At 71.8% G+C, this 21,748-nt stretch carries 9 protein-coding genes; all 9 read right to left on the bottom strand.

What is annotated here, in order from left to right; all coding sequences use genetic code 11:
- Positions 1–181: 181 nt before the first annotated feature.
- A complete protein-coding gene (locus EV672_RS04550; RefSeq protein WP_133606751.1) occupies positions 182–2,536 on the bottom strand; it encodes a xanthine dehydrogenase family protein molybdopterin-binding subunit in 2,355 nt (784 codons plus the stop codon).
- Entirely contained in the window at positions 2,533–3,021 is a 489-nt protein-coding gene (locus tag EV672_RS04545) for a (2Fe-2S)-binding protein (protein WP_133606749.1), read from the bottom strand. Before EV672_RS04545 ends, EV672_RS04550 begins: the two co-directional genes overlap by 4 nt.
- A 331-nt stretch (positions 3,022–3,352) precedes the next feature.
- Positions 3,353–6,442, bottom strand: coding sequence for a CgeB family protein (locus EV672_RS18675; protein WP_166643446.1), 3,090 nt, complete (start codon positions 6,440–6,442; stop codon positions 3,353–3,355).
- On the bottom strand, positions 6,439–9,765 hold the full coding sequence (locus EV672_RS04530; RefSeq protein ID WP_133606745.1) for an eCIS core domain-containing protein: 3,327 nt from the start codon (positions 9,763–9,765) through the stop codon (positions 6,439–6,441). The genes EV672_RS18675 and EV672_RS04530 overlap by 4 nt, the downstream gene beginning before the upstream one ends.
- Before the next feature lie 2 nt (positions 9,766–9,767).
- Positions 9,768–11,942 (bottom strand): ATP-binding protein, encoded by a 2,175-nt coding sequence (locus EV672_RS04525; RefSeq protein WP_133606743.1) that lies wholly within the window; start codon positions 11,940–11,942, stop codon positions 9,768–9,770.
- Positions 11,939–13,825, bottom strand: coding sequence for a hypothetical protein (locus EV672_RS04520; protein ID WP_133606741.1), 1,887 nt, complete (start codon positions 13,823–13,825; stop codon positions 11,939–11,941). Before EV672_RS04520 ends, EV672_RS04525 begins: the two co-directional genes overlap by 4 nt.
- Positions 13,826–14,108: 283 nt before the next feature.
- Positions 14,109–16,493, bottom strand: a complete 2,385-nt coding sequence (locus EV672_RS04515) for a hypothetical protein (RefSeq protein ID WP_133606739.1) — start codon at positions 16,491–16,493, stop codon at positions 14,109–14,111.
- Between the two features lie 7 nt (positions 16,494–16,500).
- Complete coding sequence (locus EV672_RS04510) at positions 16,501–18,687, bottom strand: hypothetical protein (protein ID WP_133606737.1); 2,187 nt, start codon at positions 18,685–18,687, stop codon at positions 16,501–16,503.
- Positions 18,688–18,720: 33 nt separating this feature from the next.
- Complete coding sequence (locus EV672_RS04505) at positions 18,721–21,729, bottom strand: phage tail protein (RefSeq protein WP_133606735.1); 3,009 nt, start codon at positions 21,727–21,729, stop codon at positions 18,721–18,723.
- Positions 21,730–21,748: the final 19 nt, after the last annotated feature.

Here is a 21,748-nt window from a genome sequence, read left to right as displayed (position 1 = left end):
CCTCACGAAGCGTGCATTTTCCGGGTATGACGCTCATTCCCCCTCGTCTGATCGGAGGCGCGATGTGCCCATTGCGTGAAGGCTTGTTGGGGGCATGCCGGTGTCGAGGGCCTGGCTGTCGGCAGACCCCATCCGCACGGTGCGCGGCCAGGGCGATGCCTGGGGCGCTCCAGCTTGTTCATCAGCGGCACCAGCGCGATGAAGCCATCACCCAGGGGCTTGAGCTTGACGAAGCGAGGGGTGGCGCGCGATGTGGATTCCCACATCCAATCAGCGAGGTGCGTGCCAGGGGCCAGTCGCGGATGCGCACGCCGGTGGCGGCGAAGATGGCGTTGCAAACGGCCGGTGCCACGGGGGGCAGGGCCGGCTCGCCCAGGCCGGTGCTGGGGTGCTGGCTGCGCACGAAGTGCACGTCGATGCGGGCGGGCGCTTCGGGCAGGCGCAGCAGGCGCAGGTCGTGGAAGTTGCTTTGCACGATGCGGCCGGCGTCGATGTCCAGCCCTTGGTGCCACAGCGCGCTGAGCCCATCGACCACGGCGCCTTGCACTTGCTGCTCGGCACCGCTGAGGTTGACGATCTGCGCGCCGACATCGACGGCGGCCACGACGCGGTCCACACGCAGTTGGCCTTCGGCATCCACAGTGATGTCCACGACCATGGCCGCGTGGCCACCCTGGCTGCTGTGGCTGGCGATGCCTCGGCCCCGGCGCAGGCCGGGTGCAGTGGGCAGGGCTGTGCCCCACCCGGCCGCCTGTGCGGCGGTTTGCAGCACGGTGCGTTGGCGTTGGGCGTGGGCACTGTTGCTGGTGCTGTTGCTGGTGCCTTTCAGCAGGCCCAGGCGGAAGGCCAAAGGGTCCTGGCCGGCCGCGTGGGCGAGTTCGTCCAGGAAGCTCTGGCTGACCCAGGCGAACACATTGCTGCCGGGGGAGCGCCAGGCGCCCAGGGGCACGCCGGTGGCCCGCGTGTGCTGCAGCCACAGGCCGTGGGGCACGAGGCCTGCGGGGAATTCGTCGCCGCCCAGCAAGGTGCCGGGGCCGGGCTCCAGCGGGCCGCTGCCATCGCGCTGTGCCGGGTTGGCAAAGCCCACGGCGCGTTGCTCCCAGGCGATGAGGCGGCCTTGGGCATCGACACCGCCACGCAGCCGGTGCATGCCGCCGGCGCGGTAGTGGTCGTGCTGGGTGTCGTCTTCGCGGCTCCAGGTCAGCTTGACGGGCGCGTTCACCCGGCGGGCGATGGCCGCGGCCTCCAGCAGGTAGTCGGCACCCAGGCGCCGGCCAAAGCCGCCGCCGCAACGGGTGAGGTGCAGCGTCACCTTGCGCGGGGCGATGCCCAGCAGCCGGGCCACGCGGTTGACGCCGCCCGCGGGGTGCTGGGTGGGCGCCCAGAGTTCGATGCGCCCACCTTGCCACCAGGCGGTGGCGTTCTGGGGCTCCAGCGTGGCGTGGGGCAGGAAGGGGTGCTGGTAGGTGGCCTCGGCGCGGTGGGCGGCCTGGGCCAGGGCCTGGGCCACATCGCCATCGCGGCGCACGGTGTGGGCGGTGGTTGTCGCAGACGCCGCAGACGCGTCATCGAACCAGGCCTGGGCCTGGCGCAGGTGCTCTGGCCAGTGTTCGCGGGTGACGGCCAGGTGCGGGCCTTCGTCCCAGACGACGCGCAAGGCGCGGCGCGCGCGCTGCGCCGCCCAGGTCGATTCGGCCACGATGGCCACGCCGGGCATGAGGCCCTGCAGGTCTTGCCCCGCAGCCTCCTGGTCGATGACGAAGGCGTCGCGCACACCGGGCTGGCGCTTGACCTCGTCGAGGTTGGCCTGGCGCACGCGGGCGCCGAAAGCCGGGGCCTTGACGCAGCAGGCGTGCAGCATGCCGGGCAGGGCGATGTCGATGCCAAAGAGGCGCTGCCCGGTGACGATGGCGGCGTTGTCCACACCGGGCACGCGCGTGCCCAGCAGGCTGCGCGCGGCAGCGGGCTTGAGCACCACGCTGGCCGCATCGGGCAGGGGCAGCTGGTCGGCCCGGGCGGCCAGTTCGCCGTAGCGCAGTTGTCGGCCCGATGGTGCGTGGTGGACCACACTGAGCTTGGCGTGGCAGGCCGACACGGGCACCTGCCAGGTGTCGGCCGCGGCTTGCAGCAGCACGGTGCGGGCCATGGCGCCCAGGCGCAGGAAGGCGTCGAAGTGCTGCGGCACCGATTGGGAGCCGCCGGCGGTTTGCGGGCCGTAAGCCGCGTCGAAATCGGCCTGGACCACCTGCACGGCGCGCCAGTCGGCTTCGAGCTCTTCGGCGATCAGCATGGGCAGCGAGGTCTTCACGCCCTGGCCCATCTCGGGCAGCTTGGAGACCAGGGTGATGTGGCCCTGGGTGTCGATGCGCAGCAGCACATGGGGCTGCAAGCCGGGCCCGGCGCCGGGGGGCAGGGGCGCGGGCACGGGCTTGCGCACGCGCGGCAGGGTGTCGCCGCGGGTGGGCAGGAAGCAGGCCAGGGCCAGGCCACTGCCCAGCAGGGCGCTGTGCTGGAGGAACTGGCGGCGTGCGCTCATGGGGGGGTGGGCGCCATCTTTGCAGCCATCTTTGCCGCCAGATGCACCGCCGCGCGGATGCGCAGGTAGGCGCCGCAGCGGCAGAGGTGGCCGCCCAGGGCCGCGTCGATGTCGGCGTCTGTGGGCTGGGGGGTGTCGCGCAAGAGGGCGGCGGCGGCCATGATCTGGCCGGCCTGGCAGTAGCCGCATTGCGGCACGTCCAGGCGCATCCAGGCTTGCTGCACGGGGTGGGCGGGCTGGCCCGCGACGGGGCTCAGGCCTTCGATGGTGGTGATGGCGCGGGCGCCCACCGCGCTCACGGGCAGCTGGCAGGCGCGTGTCGGCTGGCCGTCCACATGCACGGTGCAGGCGCCGCACTGGCCGATGCCGCAACCGTACTTCGTGCCGACCAGGTCGAGGGCATCGCGCAGCACCCACAGCAGCGGGGTGTCTCCGAGGACGTTGACCTCGCGGTCCTGGCCGTTGATGTTCAGGCGGTGTCGCATGCGCGGAGCATACGACGGCTGTGTGGCGAAGCGCAGCGCTGAGCTTCGTCGATGGTGCGCCGAACTGCACCCACCGAGCTTCAAGCTGCATGCGCGCACCTCCCAGGTGCATGCACCGAGCGCTGAACTCGGCGCACGGCGCTCAGAGCTCGGTGAGTGCACTTGAAAGGTGCGTGAGCCGAGCAAAAAGCTCGGTGCACGGAGATCCAAGCTCGGCGCGCGCACCTTTTTGCACCGCGTGCCGAGCTCAGAACTCGGCGTGCGGAGCTCAGAGCTCCGTGCATGCACCTTTTTGCTGCACACGCCGAGCTCGGCGCTCGGCGCACAAGGTTCAGAGCTCGGCGGCTGGCACCGCGATGAGCCCGATGCCCCCCCAATCGGGGCCCATGCGCGCCTGGGCTTGCGGGTGCTGCGCGGTCAATTCGGCCCAGACGCGGCTGACGCAGCAGCGCGAGGCGGCGTGCCAGTCCGAATCGACGATGTCGTGCAGCGCCAGCAGGCGGGCGCCGGCGGCCAGGGCGGCATCGGCGTCCCGGCGGCAGGCCGCGTAGCTGTGGTCGCCGTCGATGAAGGCGGCATCGATGCGGTCGCCCGCGGGCAGGGCGTCGGCGCGGGGCAGGTGCAGCACCTCGATGGCGCGACCGCGCCGGGCCGCGGCGCGGCGCACATGGGCGGCCACGCCGTCGTGTGCGGGCGCCACCACCAGCAGGCGCTGCGCACCGCTGTCGAAGAGCTGGTCCAGCCACCAGGCGAATTCTTCGGGGCGTTGCTCCAGCCGGGGCGATGCCTCGCCGTCGAAAGGGGCCGGGTGCAGCAGGTCGGGGGGCGGGGGCAAGGCCTGTTTGGCGCGCTGCCACTGGGCGAAAGCCGGGTTGCCGCGCTGCTGCCAGAAGCGCTCGTGGTAGGGCAGGTCGCGCAGGCGTTCGCTCAGGCCATCGAGCAGCAGGCAGCTGGTTTCTGGCGCAGCGAACAGCATGCCGGGCCAGGCTTCGACGCCACCGTAAAAGCGCGGCACGTCCTGCCAGGCGCGGCGGAAGACGGCGTCGTGGCGGAACCAGAAGAAGGTGCCGCTGTAGTGCCAGTCGCCCACATGGCCGTGGTTGGCGTAGCGGCCCATGCGGCGCAGCAGGCCGGTCATGGCGTGGCGTTCCAGGTGGGTGCGCACTTCGGGCCAGCGGTCGAGCGAGACGGCGTACTGCACCTCGGCCCAGCGGCGCACGGCAGGCGGGCACTGCGGCTCGTACTTCACGCCTTTGGCGTGGGCGTAAAAGCCGAGGTCGTCCGGGTGCTCGCGGGCCAGCTCGGCCAGCATCAGGGGGAAGGTGTCGGACTCGCCGTGCGCGCTGTTGGGCCCTTCGATGAAGCTGACGCCGTGGCCGGCGAAGGCCGCGCGCACCACGGCCATGTCTTCGGTGCGCTCGTCGCTGACGATGGCCACGATGCGCCGCCCGTTGAAGAGGTCGATGCGCTGCAGCAGCTGTTCGACGTTCCAGCGCCAGGTGCTGCCCCGCACCGGCCACAGGTGGTAGAGCAGGTGGCGCTTGGGGGCGGCCACCAGGGGCTGCAGGTTCAGCGCCACGCGGGTGCGGCTGGAGAGGTCGGGCAGGGCGGGCCGGACGGCAGGGGGGCGGCGAAGGGCGGGGCGCATGGGAGCGGTTGATGGGGCAGCTGAGGGATCGGTTGAGGGAGCCGCTGGGAGGGAAGGGTGTGGCGCTGGGGCTCCTGTGGTGTGTTCGGTTCCCAGCGTCACGCGCAGCGCCTCCTGCAGGCGGTCCTGGTAGCGGTGCTGGGTCAGCCGGGCGCGGCAGGCGGCCAGCACGCGCTCGTGTTCAGCACGGTCGGTCAAGAGGCGCTGCACCGTGGCCACCAGGGCCTCATCGCCATCGAACACGGGCAACTCGGGGAAGTGCTGCAGCAGTTCGCTGCGCGGCTCGGACACCACCAGCGCGCCACAGGCCAGGGCCTCGACCACGCGGGGGTTGAGCGACTGCCCAGCCAGCCCCTGCGCGTTGAAGTGGTGCTGGTCGCGGAAGACGTTGACGACGATGTCGGTCTGTTGGTAGAGCGCCGCCGTCTGCGCGTGCGGCACGTGCTTGGCCAGGCACAGGCGCTGCAGCACGGGCGAGCGCCACGGGCCGCCGACCACGTAACTCAGCAGGCCGGCATCGGCCAGGCGCAGCAGCATGCGCTCGCGCGTGGGGTTGCTGCCGCCGATGAAGCCGACGCGGTGGCGCCGGGGCCCAAGCACCTCGTGGCAGTGCACCGGGTCGAAGGCCATGGGCAGGGCGTGGGCGTTCTGGTGGCGTGGCAGCGTGACCGGGTCGTTGACGAAGACGGTGTCGAAGTGCTGCGACCAGCTGGCCGTGTCGTCCACCTCGTAGGGTTCATCGACCAGCCAGACGGCGCTGTGCCAGGGGGCGCTGTGTGCTTTGCCAAACCGATGGACCCAGCGCTCCCCCCAGCGCTGCACGAAGCGCCGCCCGTGCACCACCAGCAGCAGGTCGGGCTGGAAGGCCGCGACCTTCTCGGGCAGGCGAGGGTCGTCCCAGTTGGCGTCGGCGTGGGCCAGCCCCAAGGCTTGCGCGGCGTGCCGCAGGCCATCGGTGAAAACCTCGCCACAGGTCAGGAAGCGGTGGTTGACGACGAAGACGCGGCGTGGGCGGGGGGCGATGTTCGGTGTGGCGTGAGGTGTGGCGTGAGGTGTGACGTGAGGTGCAGGGTCATGGGCGGCGGTGGGCACCGCGAGGGTGGCCGCTGTGCCAGCGAAGTCGCTCAGGCTCAGGCGCGGCAGGCTGTGCAGCCGGCTCACCGGGCTGAGGTTGACGAGCGCAACGCCGCGTGCGGTCAGCGCTTGCGCCAGCGCGCCGTACTCCTGGTCGATGCGGGCGAGGCGGGCGCTCAAGGGGTGCCTGCCGCTGCGCGCGAAGAAGTGGTGCTCGGTGAAGTCCACCCCGATCAGGCCGATGCGTTTGGCGCCCATCAGCACGGCCAGGCACACCGCCACGTAGGGCGAATTCTGCGTGTGCGGCAGGCTGCCGTCGTGGCCGATCTCGGTGCCCCCGTTGGCGCCCAGTGTGATCTGCACCAGCGGCGCGTTCACCGGGCCCAGCACCTGCGGCGAAAGCTGCGTGAACAGGGCGCGTGCCTGTGCGTTGCGCACGTGTGTGAAACGGTCGCCGCGGAACTGGCGCGGCGGGTTGAGCACCACCAGGTAGTCGGGCGTGAACAGGCGGCCCACGTCGTTGACGCCGATGGTGACCCAGCCGTGCCGCGCGGCTTGTTCGGCCACCTCCGCGGTGAGCGAGGTGCCGCAGCCGCAGACGACGAGGGTGGCGCCGCGGTGGCGCCCTTCGAAGCCGCTGAGGACCAGCGTGGGGGCTGGTTCAGCCATGGGGGCCGGCAGCGGGTTGGCGATGTTCATGTCGATCGCTTGGGGATGTCACCTTCCCCGCTGTTGATGGGGTGGTCGTTCGAGCTGCCGTGGTCGCTCGATGAGCTGGGCACGGAGGTGGTGATCTTCTTGATGATGAAGTAGCGGTCCGGGAAGGTGGACACGGCGTTGGTGCGCACGGTGTTGCCCTCGCGCACCCGCACGCGCTGGTTGTGCGACGCGTTGATGGCGCTGTTCTTGTGGGTGGCCAGCGGCCACAGGTTGCCCAGGTCGTCGTTGCCGCGCCAGGTCAGGTCGCGGACGTGGTCGATGGCGTAGTCGTTCTGGCCGGTGAAGCTGATGTGCTGCGGGTCGCTCGGGCTGAGCGCGCGGAGTTTTTCGATGTGGTTGCGCACCTGCGCCTTCACGCCTTCGCTGCCCCGAGGCTGGCGGCGGATCTTGTCGCCCACGGCCATGAAGTTGGCGTCTTCGACCTGCAGCAGGCGTTCTTCGGTGCGGTCGATGGCCGGCAGGCGGATGCCCTGGCGCGGCGTGCGGTCGGCGCCGTTGCGCAGCTTCAGCGTGGGGTAGAGGCTGTCGCGTGACTTGAACCATTTGATGGGGATCGGGTCCACGGCCGAGCCCGTGGGCCATTCGTTGGCGTTGCCCTCCGGGATGACCAGGACGTTGGTGCCGTCTTCGAACGTGGGGTTGATGACGCCTCGCACGGCCCAGGTGTTGCCTCGGGCCACGACGTCCAGTTGCGTCAGCCCATGGCGCACGCGGATGGCCGCCAGCAGTGGGCGCAACACCAGCGCCCCCACGCGCTGGCCACCGAAGCGCTGCAAGGCTTGCTTGCCCTCGGCCACGGCCAGACGCACGCGTTCGGCCGGTGGCCGGCTGGGGTCGCCACCCAGCACGCGGCTGGCCAGGTTGCCGGCCTGCCGCCGGATCCACGCCACCGCCCGGTCCAGCATGCGGTCCACCGAGCCCTGCAGGTTGCGGATGGTGGTCTGCACCTGCGCGCCGACATCGCCCAGGCCGATGAAGCGCGCCAGGAAGTCGAGGATGACGGGGATGGTGCGCGCCATGGTGCGCTCGACGAAGTTGGCCGCCGCGCTGACCGCGCCCGAGGCGATGGCCGAGATCGAGTCCACGATGGCCTCCACCAGGTCCAGGATCTGGTTGATCTTCTGGACGAAGAACTGGACGGTGGTGTAGGTCTTGATGATGGCCTGGACGATGGCCCCCACCGGGCTGAGCAGCGACAGCAACTGCTGGATGCCGGCCTGCACCAGGCGCTGCTGGATGAAGCTGCGGATGGCGCCCAGGGCCGATTCGCGCAGGTTGCCGAAGAACTCGCTGACGCGCTCGCGCAAGGTGGCCACCAGGCCGCGGTCGCGGACATCGCGGATGAACTGCAGCCCGCGCTCCATCGTGGCCATGGCCGGCTCGCCGATGAGCGCGACCAGCTTGCCGCGCACGCGCTGCCAGCTCAAGCCCAGGATCTGCAGCACGAAGCCGACGATGCCCTGCAGGTCCCAGCGCTCGGGCACTTGCACGCCGGCCGCGGCCACCGGGCCGGTCAGCCAGCGGATGACACCGTCGCGCAGGTGGGTGAGGATGTTGCCCATGAACTGGCGGATGCCCTGGCCGATGGCGCCCATCAGGTTGCGCAGGAAGCCCACCGGGTTGCGGATGATGGTGACGAAGGTGGCGCGCGCCCGCATCAGGATGGCCAGGATGCGCCGACCGCCCGCGCCCATGGCCGCCTCATAAATCAGCTCCAGCAGCTTCATCAGCGCCGCACCAGCGAAGCCGATCAGGTCGCTCATCAAGGGGCGGAACAGGCCGACGATGCGGGTGATCGTGTCGATGGGGTGCATCACATCGCTGAGCTGCAGCGAGGCCCAGGCCGCGCCGAAGGTGCCGGTGACGCGGCTCCAGGTCAGGTTGCGCGCGCTGGTTTCTTGCTGGAACCAGGCGTAGGCGCGGTCGAGCGCGCCGGACTGCACGAGCTGGTCCACCTTCTCGGTGCCGCCGGGGATGAACTCGGCAAACGCCCGCACCACCGTCATCGCCGTGCGCGGCACCGGGGCGTTGGTGAAGGGGTCGCGGCCCAGCAGCACCGTCACCAGGCCGTAGCCGGGGATCTGTCGGCAGAAGTCCGACAGCGGCGCCATGAAGGTCTCTTTCAGCCAGGTGATGGCCTGGGTGATGAGCCCGCCCACGAAGCCGGTGACCCGCGAGACGATGGGCGTGAAGATGGCCTGGGCGCGCCGCCACACGTCGCCGGGGCTGAAGATGTCGCTCCAGCTCAGCGAGTCGGTGAAGCGCGTGAAGGCGTCGCGCACGGTCTGGAAGTTCAGGCCCAGCGCGGCGGTCTGGCCATCGACCCAGGTGGCGATGCGCGTGACGATGCCTTGGCGCTGCAGCACCTGGAAGAGCAGCTCGCCGCCAGGGATGAGGCCGATGAAGGCGCGCAGCAGGTTGACGGTGTTGCGCTCGACCGCGCGCATGTTGATGGGGTTGCGCCCGATGACCAGCGTCAGCAGGGTGTAGCCCGGCACGTTGGCGGCGAGGTCGGCCAGGCCATCGAGGATGTCGGACAGGCCCAGGCGCTGGACCAGGCCCGCGGGCTGCGCTGTGATCGATTCGGCGATGTGGCCGGCCTGGACGTCTCGCTGGATGTCCCGCTGCGCAGATCCTCCCGTCTGGCGCGAGGCGGCACCTTGCTGGACGGTGTGCGTGAGTTCGTGCGCGATCAGCTCGCGGCCCTCGGTCGTCTCGGGCTGGTACTGTCCGGCGCCGAAGAAGATGTCGCCCCCGGTGGTGAAGGCGCGCGCGCTCAGACCGCGGGCGAGTTGCTGGGCGCGGGCGTCGGTGTGGATGCGCACCTGGGAGAAGTCGGCGCCGAAGCGCGGTTCCATGAAGCGGCGCAGCGGCACCGACAGGCCCTGACCGCCGCCGCGGCTGGCCTGGATGCGCGCGGCCGTGGCGGGCCCGACGCTGCCGCTCCCGTCTCTGGCGATCTGGCTGCGCGCCACGATGCGCTGGGCGCTGGCAGGGCTGCGGGCCAGTGATGCCGACGATGCAGGGGCCGCCAGCCGGTGCACCGCCGGGGTGGGCATCTGCACCACGCGGCGTGCCACGTCGCTGGCCTCGCGCTCGGCCGTGTCGGTTGGGGAGGACACGCGCATGGCCGCGCGTTGCACGGTGGTTCGCTGGACGGTCGTTCGCTGCACGGTGGTGTGCTGGCTGCTGCTGTCGTGGCCGTTGTCATGGCCGCTGCGGAAGGCGGGCGTGGACCCAGCCGCCGATTCAGCCTGGCGAATCACCGGCGCAGCGTGCAGGGCGGACAGCAGGGCGGCCATGCTCAGAACACCTCGTCCAGCGAGGGGCACTGCTGGCCGACCTTGCGGTACTCGCGCTCCAGCGCCAGGCGCAGCTCATGGGGGCCGATGCGGCCCGTGCCGTCCAGCGCCAGCAAGGTGGCGTGCAGCGCGGCGTTGCGGATCTGCCCGCCCGACAAGGCACAGCGCAGGGCGACGCGCTCCAGGCCATCGAGCCACTGTGCTGCGGCTGCATCGTCATGGTGCTCAGGGTGCAGCGCTGGCCCCAGGTGCCCCAGGTGCGCCTGCCACAGCGCCAGGCGGGTGAGGGCGTCGGGCAGGGGGAAGTCGAGGGTGACGTCCATGCGGCGGGAGAACGCCGTGTCGATGCGCTCGGCCGCGTTGGTGGTCACCACCAGCACGCCGCTGTAGTGTTCCAGGCGCTGCAGCAGGTAGTTGGTCTCGTGGTTGGCGTAGCGGTCGGTGGCGTTGCCGACCTGGGTGCGCCCGGCCAGCAAGGCATCGCCTTCGTCGAGCAGCAGCACGATGTCGAGGGACTCGGCGGCCTCGAAGACGCGCTCCAGGTTGCGCTCGGTTTCGCCGATGTACTTGCTCACGGTGGCGGCCAGGTCCACGCGGTAAAGCGGCCGGCCCAGGGCGGTGGCGAGGTGGCGTGCCGCGAGCGTCTTGCCCGTGCCGCTGGCGCCTTTGAACAGCGCACGCACGCCGCTGGCGTGACCGAAGGCCGCGGGCAGGGCCTCGGCGAGGGCGTCGCGGTGGCGGCAGCGGGCCACGAGCGCATCGAACTCGTCCTGGGCGTCGGCGGGCAGGGCCAGGGCTTCCTCGGCGCGCACGTCGGGCATGCGCCGCGCGATGCCATCCAGCGCGAAGCGGCCTTGCGCCTCCAGGTGCGACACGATGGTGGCCATCCAGGCCGGGCTGGCCTGGGCGCCCAGGGTGCCCAGGGTGTCGAGGGTGCCCATGTGCTCGCCTTGCGCCGCGCGCGCAACGCGGTGCAGGGTGCCGCGTGGCAGGCGCAGGCCCAGCACTTCGGGGGGCACGTCGGTGCCCAGGGCGCGTTGCCAGTGCCGGTGCCGCTCGGTGGCATCGGGGGGCGTCAGGTCGATCTGGCGGGTGTCCCAGCCCGGCATGCCCAGGCCACCGTGGCGTGGCAGGCGCACGGCCATCAGCGGCGCTTGACCGGGGGCGTGCGCCAGGCGCAGCGGGGGCTCGGGCAGTTGCAGGCGCTCGCCCGGTGCGGGGGACAGGCTCAGCACGGGCATGGCGCCCAGCAGCACGGCCGCGGTGCAGAGGCTGGCATGGGCCGGCGGGGTGTGTGCCGTGTCGTGTGCCGCGCCATGTGCCGCGCCATGTGCCGTGCCATGCGCTGTGCCGTCTGACAGCGCCCTGCTGGCGTCGATCACCGGCATCACCAGGCCCAGTCCGGCGGATTGGGCCAGGGCCGCGGCCAGGCTGTGGCGCCCGCTGCCAGGGCTGCCGCGCAGCAGCCAGCACACGCCGCGGCTTGTCGGGGGCTGCGGCGCGGGCTGGACCATGCCATGGCCCTGCTGGGCGGCGGCGCGCAGCCGCTGGCGCCAGGTTTCGGGCAGGATGAGCTCGTCCAGCCTGGGCAGCGCGCTGTGCGGCAGGTGTTGCCAGGTGCCGGGCGGCGGTGGCAGGCCGCAGGCCAGGGCCCACAGCGCCGCATCGGCCACCCAGCAGCGCTGGTCGGCCAGCAGGGCGTGGGCGTGGTGCAAGGCCTGCAGGGCCAGGGCGGCGGTTTGCGGCCCACACAGGCTGACCAGGGTGGCGCGGGTGATGCGCCCACCTTGTCCGTGCAGGTCGTCGATGACGGGCGCCAGGCGCGGGTCGTCGTCGCTCAGGGCCGCGGCCACCCAGCAGCTCAGGCCATCGGCGTCCAGCCCCAGCGATTGCTGCAGCCGGCCCAGGGCGCTGTGCGTCTGGATGGACAGCAGGGCATCGAGGCGGGCGATGCCTTCGTCCAGCTTGAGGTCGTCCAGGCCGGCGTCGGCAGCGTCGTCGAGCACGGCTTGCAGCACCGGGTGGCGCTCCAGCCAGGCGGCCATGTCGCCGTGCGTGCCGAGGCCTGCGCGCAGCAGGGCCAGCACGGTGCGGGTGCGCCACAGGTGGGCCACGCGGGCATCGCTCAGCGCAGCGGGCGGTGGTGCAAGGGGTGATGACGGCGGTGTGCGCATCATGGTGTCCCGGCCTCGAAATGGAAGCGGATGTCCAGGCCAGCGGCGGGCAGCCAGCCGATGTCGCGGTCCAGGCCGGCCATGCGCACGGCCAGGGGCAGCTGGGCCAGCGGCGCATGCACGTCCACGCGGCCGGGGCGCAGGCGCACCTGGCCGGGCAGGCGCACGGTGAGCTGAACGGCCTGTGTGCGCGGCAAGCCCATCGCCAGCGAGAGGCGTGTGCGCAGCTTGGGCCAGAGCGGGCGCAGTTCAGCCGACGGCACGGGGTTGGGGTCCATGGCCATCAGCCAGCCGTGCAAGGGGTCGTCGTGCCAGCGGTGGCCCAGCAGCGCCTGTCCGGCCGCGCGCAGGAACTGCCAGGGTGAAGCGTCCAGCCCCTGGTGCTGAGGCTGGGTGAAATCACCGTACCAGCCCAGGCCGATGGCGGCGTTGAGCAGGAAGAACAGCCCGGCATGCGGTGTGTCGGTGCGGGATGCAGCCCTGGGCAGTGCCCCTGTCGTTGCCACCCGGGCAGGGTCGCGGTCTGCCAAGGGGCGAGGGTGGTGGGTGCTGGACCTGTGGGTCTGGGGGGCGTCGTCAGCGGGGGGGTGCGCTGCGTGGTCCAGTGCCTGGGCGCCATCTTCCCGCGATGGGGCTGCGCTGCGCTGGCTGCTGAGGTCGGGCGTGTGGGGCGCTGGTGCATCGGCCGAGGTGGGCGCGAGTGGGGTTTGGATGTCAGCGCGGCCCAAGGTGCTTGAGGGTGGAGGTGGATGTGCCAGTGAATGTGCCAGTGAATGTGCCGGTGAAGGTGAGGGCGTCTGTGGCTGGGCACCCGCCGTGAGGGCATCGTGGACGGTTCGGCCAGGTGCGTTGTCGCGATGCTGGGCACGGGCGTGGTCGGTGGCGTGCCCGTGGCCCGTGCCGCCTTGCGATGCGTGTGCCCGGCTTGCGTGCTGGGCCGTGGGGCCGACAGCGTCCGGCGTGGGGCCGGCGGCCCCACCGGCCCCACCGGCTTCAATGGTGTCAAGGTGGGTCTGAGCGCCCCAGGTGCCTGCGGGCGGGGGCGTCCTCGTCCAGGCGGAAGCATGGGTGCCGCCGATGTCGTCCGGGGCGCGCGCGCCATCTGTGCCGCCTGCGTGCAGGGTCGGGCTGGCGTGGCTGGCGTGGCCCAGTGCCTGGGCGTGCCTGGTCAGGAAGTTGCCACCATGGGCTGCATCGTGCGGGCGGTGGACCAGGGCGGCGCACAGCCGTGCGAGGCGCCAGGCGGCATCGCCATCGTTGGGGCCCTGGGGCAGCGTGACCCCGTGGCGCACCCAGGCCAGCACGGCCGCGTCGGTCGGGAAGGCCGATGCCAGGGCCTGCAACATCGCCTCGCGGTGGCCCGCGTCCATGTGGCGCAGCCAGGGGGTGTCTTGCCGCTCGGTGTGCAAGAGGCTCAGTGCCAGGGGCACGTGCCGGGGCGATGCCACCCAGCGCTGCTGCACCACCTCGTCGTGAACAGGGCGGCCCACCAGTTGGCGCCACCACCAGCGTTGCGCCAGCGAACCGCTCAGGGCGTCGCGGGCCAGGCCGGCCAGCACCTCGGCCTCGTTGCCAAACCACACGGCCGGGCAGCCGGCGCCTGCGGGCGCGCCAGAGAGGGCCAAGCCATGTTGGGCGCTGTGCAAGGCTGCGCTCAACGAAGGTGGTTGCACCGTTGCTTGTCCAGCCTGTTGAACGGCGCGCCAGGAGGTTTTCACCTGCCTGATCAACACGATGGCGTCGCTCGGCAGATCGTGTCGCTGGGCCTCGGCGGTGTCCAGCCAGTGGGCCAGCGCGTGTCGCAGGCGTGGGGTCCATGCCGAGGCCTGCGTGCCGGGCGCCACCACCACGCGGACCCGGTCGATGCGCGACGCTGTGGCGCTCATGCGGCCTCCGCCCCAGGGCCTGCGGGAAAAATCAGAGCGGGGAGGGCTTGGGCAGCACTCCCCTCCACACCAGGGATTCGAACCCCGAAGCCGTTGCCGATCGTGGGCACGGAAGCATCGCAGAACCGGAAGACATCAGCCCACCGAGACAGGACACGCCGCCACCCACTCGCACACCCGGCCCCGCGTACCGTCGCGTCAAGCATGGTGTGTGCGAGATTGCGCTTGCGCAGCGAGGCCGTCAATCCCCAGCTTGCCATCGGCGTGGTGGGCTTGCGCCAGGTCACGGCAGTTCCACGTTGTCGCGCAGGATGACCCGCTTGAACCATTTCTCGTCGATGACGATCAGGTTGCCGCGCGGCTCCTGGCCGAGCAGGCCTTCGCCCACATTGGCTTCCATCACCCACAGCGTCTGTTCGTGCGCGTAGCTGCTGGGCTGGAAGCGGATGCCGATGGCCGTGCCTTGCAGGCGGTTGTCGCGCACCAGCACCTGCGGCCCGAACACACCCGCGATGCGGATGCCGTGCAGCGGCAGTTCGGCGGCTTGCTCGGGGTCGCCATGGACCTCGTTGCGCTGCACCCGGGCCGAGGCCACATTGCCCACGAACAGGCCGTAGCGGCTCTCGTGGCGCTCGATGCCGGCCAGTTGCACGCGCACGCGGTTGTGTGCAAGCTCCAACCGCTCGGTCTGCAGGGCGGGGCTGTCTTTGCCGCTGGTGTCCGAGGTGGCGATGGTGATGCCTTCGATGGCATCCCAGACCTGGTTGCGTGTGACCTGGATGTCGCCTGCGCGCTGGCCCGCCACGGTGATGCCGCGCTGCATCGGGCGCTGCGCATCGAGGGCGCGGATGTGGTTGTCGTGCAGGTGGGCCTCGTCGGCGTTGAGGCAGAGGATGCCGCTTTGCCGCGCGCCCACGCGCACCTCGCAGTCGCTGATGTGCACGCGCAGCCAGCGCTCGGGCGTCTGGGTGTCGGCCGGCTCATTGAGCCGCACGTGGATGCCGCAGGCGCCCAGCGCGTCGCCATCGCGCGTGCTGGCGCTCACGCCGCGGATGCGCACCACGCGGGTGTCGCGCACGGTCAGCGCACCGCCCAGGCCGTGCGCCGTGTTGGCCGTGCCGCCCACCGTGACCTTGCCGCCTTCGAGCGCCAGCCCGTCGATGTCCACGCTGCCGCCGCCCACGACGACGAGCACCTGCTCGCTGCCTGCGCAGCGCAGCAGCGCCCCATGGCCCTGGATGCTGAGGCGGTCGATGCGGGTGAAGCTCAGGGGCTGGTCCAGCTCGTAGAGGCCGGGCTCGAAGCAGACGCTGACCACGCTCTGGTCGGCCAGGGCGCGCTCGACGCGGGCGAAGTCCATGCCGGGGCGCAGCACGGTGTGCAGGCAGGTGCCGTTGCGCAGGGTGTCGATGGCGCTTTGCACATCGCTCACACCGGGCAGGTCGGCGCGCAGGCCATCCAGCCAGATTTGCTCGGCGTGTCGGATGCGGCGGCTGTCGCGCACGAAGAGCAAGGGCCCTGCGGCCGTGCCACCGATGCGGTAGATGCGAAAGCGCGTGTCGTCGCTGGTTTGCGCCAGTTGCACTGGGTCGCAGGCCAGGGCGCTGGCCAGCACCTCGGGGGCATCGCCTGCCGACAGGGGCACCTCGCGCGCCGGGGCGCGGGCCCCCAGGAAGCGGCGCCAGTCGGTGGCTGCCGGCAGGAAGCCGGCCGGGGGCAGCCAACTCAGGGATTGCGTGGCGGCCTCGGCCAGCACAGCGGGGGTGTCGGCCACCTGCTCCTGGAACTGTGCGAACTGGGCCTCGGTGGTGGCCTGCAGGCGCTCGCCCAGCCAGGGTGCCCAGGGCACGGTGGCGCCGGCGGCGGCCACGCGGCGGCGCACGGACTGCCCATCGATGAACACGACCGCGTCGCCCACCATGTAAATCAGCGCCAGCGGCACCTCGCACAGGCTGAGGCTGCCGTCCACGCGCATGCGGTCGATCAGGCCCAGCGGCATCACCTGCTGCGAGGCCATGCGCACCGCGCTGGTCAGGGGCTGGCCATGGGCGCTCTGGCGGGGCTTCGCACCGAAGCAGTCGTAGGCGACCTCGTTGCGCAGGCGGGCCACGGCGCGGGCGTCGGTGCCGGTGGCGTTGAAGTCGTTGACGCGCAGCAGGCGCAGCTGCACGGCTTCGAGCATGACGTCGGTGTTGCAGCGCGTGCGGCTGTTGTCGATGGCCAGCACGGGCGCCAGGTCATGGGGCTGGTCGATGGGGGCGAGCGTCAGCAGGAACAGCCCGTCGCCGGCCACGTAGGTGCCCGGGCCCAGCGGCTTGCAGGGCGTGAAGCTGCCGTCCGACGAGGCCGTGGTGGTGGACGGCGGCTGCACCAGCGTCACCGTGAAGGGCCGTGCCAGCTTGAGGCTGTTGCCGGCCAGCCCCAAGGCCAGGCCCGGGTCCACGCGCACGTTGCCTGTGCTGGTTCCCGCGCCGGTGCCGCTGGCATTGACCTCCAGCCCCCAGGCGATGCCGCCGCCCGTGGCCGCGCCCACGCGGGCGTCGGCGGTGCGGCGGGCGTCCTGCTCGCGCGAGAGGTCGCGGCTGGTGAGCAGGCGGCCGTTGAAGAAGTGGACGGCGGCGATGGCCTCGTCCGTGATCGGGGTGCCCAGCAGGGTGTCGTCGCTCATGGCAGCCTCACGTCAGAACAGGGGTCTGGATGCGGGTGATCTGGAACTGCACGGCGTACGTGCCGTCCACAAACGCCTGGTTGAGCAGCAGCACGATGTCGGCGGCCAGGTTGTTGCCATCGCTGGCCGATTCCAGCGTCTGCAGGTAGGCCAGCACGGGCGGCTGCTTGGGGTCGAACAGCGGCGTCAGCAGCACGATGTGGTCCAGGCGCACCGCGCCGTCTTTCACCTTTGGCAGGTCGTTGAGCTGCAGGCCCAGCACGGCGGTGTTCTCTTTCACGGAGCGCACGCGCACCTTGAACGCGTGGCTGATGAAGGTGGCTGTCACCGAGGGCTTGCCGTTGGCGATGGTCATCTCCAGCACGCCAGCGGCAATGACCTGCACGGGGCTTGCGCTTGCTGCCCCGCCCTCGCCAGGCACCCAGGCCTCGCCATTGAAGGTGAGCACATCGCCTTTGTTGGGCGAATCAGCCTTGAGCGGCTGGCGTTGCAGCGCGACGATGGTCAGCTCACTGGCACTGTCGGTTTGCACATCGCCACCGAGCAGCGGCAGGCCGTGCTGGTGGTCGGCGCGGGCGTAGTCGCTGGCGGTGCCGACCTGGCTGGCGCTGCCGAACACCAGGCCGCTGGGCGCGGTGGTGGCGGCCGTGGGGATGTCGCCCAGGCTGGGCAGGGTCACGGGTGTCCAGACCAGGTTGGGCGGGCGTGGTCGGCCGGGACCTGCGCTGGGCAGCGTGCTCTGGCACATCAGCACCTGGCCCGCGGTGGGGGCGGTGTCGGCCACGGCCACGCTTTGCAGCGCGGTGACGGTGTTGTCGCCGATGGCGCCGGTGACGTCGCCCGCCAGCGCAGGCAGCGGCGGCAGCACGGGCATGGGGTGGACGTGGTCGGCGCGGGCAAAGCTGGCTTGGGTGCCAGCGCTGCCGGTGGCGCCGAAGGTCTCGGCCGCAGGCAGCGTGTTGGCGGCCTGGGGCAGCGGTGCGGGGGCCCAGTGTCCGGCGGCGGTCAGTGCCAGCACATCGCGCTCGGTGGGTGCGGTGGCGTCGATGGCGCGGCCGCGCAGGGCCACGACCTCGTTGGCGGTGATCGGGCCGGTGACGTCACCCGCCAGGTCGGGCAGCACGGGTGTGCCGTGGCTGTGGTCGGCGCGGGCGTAGGCGGTGCTGCTGCCGGGGGTCGAGGCCTGGCCGAAGCTGCGCTCTTCGACGATGGCGTTGCCGGGTTCGGGCGCGGGGTTCTGGGTGATGAGCTCCTGCAGCATGCGCAGGCTCAGCAGCACGGGGCGCGCGTCTTGCGACAGGGCGATGCCCGTGTCGGCCTCCAGGGTGTGGGTGAAGACCTTCAGGTCGATGCGGGCCAGCAGCACGGCGTCGTCTTGCGTGCCCGGCGGGATGGGGTTGGGGCCGCACCCGTAGCGGGCGCGCCAGAGCTGGCGCAGCTCGGTGACCCACAGGCGCAAGGCGGCGCGCAGCAGGCCGTCGGTGCTGTCCAGGCCCAGCGGTGGCGAGCCGAACATGTAGTCGGCCGGCGAGGGCGAGACAGGCGCCAGCCAGGCCTGGGCGGCCTCGCGCAGCTGGTCGAGGAAATCGGCTTCGGACAGCGGCGGCGAGGCCGCGTCCACCGGCACCTTGGCCAGCCAGTCGGCGAAGTCGCGGATGGCGTCTTCTTCGATTTGCGGTGGCGGATCCAGGCGCAGCGTGAGGCTGAAGCAGTCGGCGATGCGCGAGTTGGCCAGCAGCTCGCTTTCGCTGCGGCAGGGCTCGCCGGGCACGGGCACGGGGTCGGTGAGGCAGGCGTTGTAGGCCAGCACGACGTACAGGCTCAGCGGCGCTGGGTTGCCGACCAGGCTGGACTTGAACTCGGCCTGGTGGGCGGCGAGCCAGTCGTTGACGTTGCAGCACTGTTCGGTGTTCACGCACACCGGCGTGCCTGAGGGCGTCCAGGCCATGCCGGGCGAGACGCGCACGCGCGGTGCGCCGGCATCGAGCGTGACTTGCAGGCCGCGCACCGTGCCGTAGCCCAGCAGCTCGCGCGCCAGCTCATGCCGTCGGGCGATGCCCCAGGCCTGCTCCTGCACGAAGTCGTCCACGCCCAGCAGCATGCCCTGCGTGTAGTTGACGCGCTTGCCGGTGTCCAGCGTGGTGGGGCCCGATCCGGCCGAGGCCGTCGAGGTGGTTTGTCCGCAGCATCCCATGTTCAATTCCTCCAGTTTGGCGGCGCAAGGCCGTCAGCATTCGAGCAAGATTCGGTCGTTCGGCACGGCGGGTTTGGCGCCCAGGCGCGCCGAGCCCACGTGGCCGCTGCCCAGCACGAGGGCCGGGGCGATGTCGGGTTCCCGGCTGCCCAGGCCGAGCAAGGTGTCCAGGCCCAGGCGCACCTGGCCGATGCGCAGCAGCGCCCAGTAGGGTTTGACGTCGAAGGCGGTGTGGGCGGGTTTGGCCAGGGCCACGACGCGGCGGGCGTGGTCCACCTGGCGGGCCACGGTGTCGGCATCGGTGTCCGGACCCGAGATGGGCAGCAGCACGCTGAAGCGGTGGGCGCGCGCGGCGATGGGCGCCACGCGGGTTTCGAACAGCGCCCAGTCGGCCAGCGCCGCGGGGTTCGATGGCAGCTCGGTGGGCGGCGGCAGCACGTCGAACGCGGGCCAGGTGCTGGCGGTGTCGCGCTGGTACAGGCCGATGCGGACGTGCCTGCGCGCCACGGCGGCCTGCCAGCGGCGCAGCTGGCGCAGCAACAGGGGGTCGAGCTGCGCGATGAACTTTCGCCAGGCGCTTTGTTGTGCGGCGTTGCTTTGCGGCCAGCGCGCAGGCAGGGGCAGGCCCAGGCCGGCGTCTTGCCCGGTGGCCACCCAGCGTCGCCAAGCGGTGTCGAGGTCAGATGCCAGGGTGGGCACGGCGCCCAGGGTGATCTGGCAAAAAGCCGTCCAGGCGGCGAGTGTGCCGGCGGGCACGTCGGCGGGGGGCAAGGGGCTGAAGCGCGTGGCGGTGTCTGCGCCCTTGGCCAGACCCCGTGCGATGCGCCAGTCGCGCCAGCGGCGGTGCAGGCCTTCGGCGCCTTCGTTGAGCGTCCAGCGCGCACCGGGTGTGACCACGCGCGGGGCATCGTCCGGCGTGACGACGGTTTCGCCGAGCAGCGCTGGCGGCAGGGAGCGCGTCAGGTAGCCCTCGACCAGGCGCACGCCGCGGGGCGCTTCCTGCGAGCGCGCGGGCAGGGCGAAATCGGCATCGGGCACGCAGGGCGAGAGGGCCAGTTGCACCGCCAGGCGCAAGGCCTGGGGTGTGCCGCGGTACTGGTAGAGCGGCATGGCGTGGCGGATGAGTTGGCGCCGGCGCGCCTCGTCGAGCGCGGGGTCCAGCACCAGGCCGAGCCAGCCGGCCAACCAGTCCAGCGTGTCGGCCGGGGCGCTGCGCACGTCGAACAGCGCGCGGGCGGTGGCAATGCGGTCTTCCAGCGCGGTGAACTGCCCTTCGAAGTTGGCCAGGAAGCGCTCGAGGAAATCGGCCGAGGCGGCGTCTTCGCGGTAGCTTGCAGGCAGGTAGTGCTGCAGGTAGGAAAAGCGCGGTCGCCAGGCGCGCAAGGTGGTGATGCGGGGCGTGCTCAACTCGTTGCCCTGCAGCGTCAGGCGCAGCTGCAGCCAGCGTCCGCGGGCACCTTGCAGCAGCAGCTCCCAGGTGCCGTGGCCACGGGCGGCGTCGGTGGTGGCGCCAGGGCCTTCGATCAGCCAGGGCAGCTCGCTGCCGTTGGGGCGCAGCAGGGGCGTGGGTTCGTCGGTGAAGGGCAGGTCGGGCAGCAGCGCGGCGTCATCCGACCAGCGGCTGGCCACTTGCACGCGGCAGCCGGCCGGGATGCAGGCGTCCAGCATGACGCGGTGCCAGACGCAGCCGGGGTCGCCGCCATCGAAGGGCACGGTCAGCAGGGCGGCTTCGGGCACGTGGCGCGGCCGGCGCTGGGCGACCAGGGGCAGCCAGTTGGCCTCGCTGGCGTAGAGCAGGCCGGTGTCGCCTTCGACCTGCGCCAGGCCGCGGCTCACCAGTTGCAGCCCACCGTAGCGTTTGAGCGGCAGGTAGCCGGCCTGGGCCGCGAGTTGGAGGGTGTGCGGCTGGGCGGCGTCCCACAGCAGCTCGAAGACGTAGGCCTGGTTGCCCTCGGTGGACACCAGCACCAGCCGCGGCGGTTTGCGTTGGATGCTGCCCGGGCCGTCGGCGTGGAAGGCGAAGTCGAAGCCGCGCAGGCTCAGGCCGGGGCGGTCTTGGACGGGCGTCACGCGCAGCACGTCGCTGGCCGAGGCCTGGGCCTGCAGCACCCCGCCGACGTAGAGGCTGACCAGCGCGAAGCCATCGGCGCCGGCCTCGTCGAGCACCAGCACGCCGCCATCGGGCAGCACCTCGATGGCCACGGGGTGGCCGCCGCCCAGCGCGGTGGTCTGCAGCGTGAACCAGGGCTGGTGTGGCGTGGCGGAGGGCGTGTGTGGCGCACCGCCTGCGCCGTCTGCGCCGCTTGCACCATCGCTGGCCTGGAAGTCGGGCGGTGTGTGCGCGGCCAGCGGCGAGACCGGGAAGACCGCCTCCATGCCGAGGCGGCGGTTGAGCAGCCACACGCGGTGGCCGATGCGGTCGAGCACGGCCAGGCCGCCGCAGGGCCGCGCGGCCATGTCCAGCGGCGACATCACCCAGGGCAGGGGCCAGCTCAGTGGCAGGGGCGGGCCACCGGCCAGCAGGTCGAAGACGAGGAAGCCCGAGCGCGGCGTGCTGACCGGCTTCACGCCCACCACGAGGTAGTGCGCGCGCGTCACAGCCAGGCCCGCAAAGTGCTGCGGCGATGGCGGCTCAGCGGGCTCGGCAGGGGCGAAGGCTCCGGGCTCGGGTGTGGGCGCGGGCGTGCTGACCGGCCAGAAGGTGCTGACGCGGCCGGTGCCGGCGTTGCGCACGGTGATGCGGCTGCCGCCGTCCACGATGGCGTAGATGTTGCCGTTGGCGTCGGCCGCCGCGCCCAGGCGTTGCGCGGTCGAGGGGGCCACATCGCCCTTGGCAGGCACGAAGCGGCTGACCCGCTGTGCCAGGCCGATGCTGGCTTGGGCGGCGTCGAAGGCCAGGGGCGCGGCCTCGCTTTCGGCCTCGTCGGACCACAGCGTGTCCAGCAGCGGCTGGCCGGGCCAGGCGGCGGCGTCCAGGCGGCACTGGCCCCAGTCCTGGCGACCGAGCACCAGGGCGAAGCGCGAACCGTTGGCGTCTTGCATGGGGGCTCCTGTGTCCTGT

This window comes from Aquabacterium commune (assembly GCF_004362855.1).
Lineage (GTDB): Bacteria > Pseudomonadota > Gammaproteobacteria > Burkholderiales > Burkholderiaceae_C > Aquabacterium > Aquabacterium commune.
The sequence above is the reverse complement of the archived record's forward strand: the minus strand, read 5'-3'. Positions and strand labels throughout refer to the sequence as shown.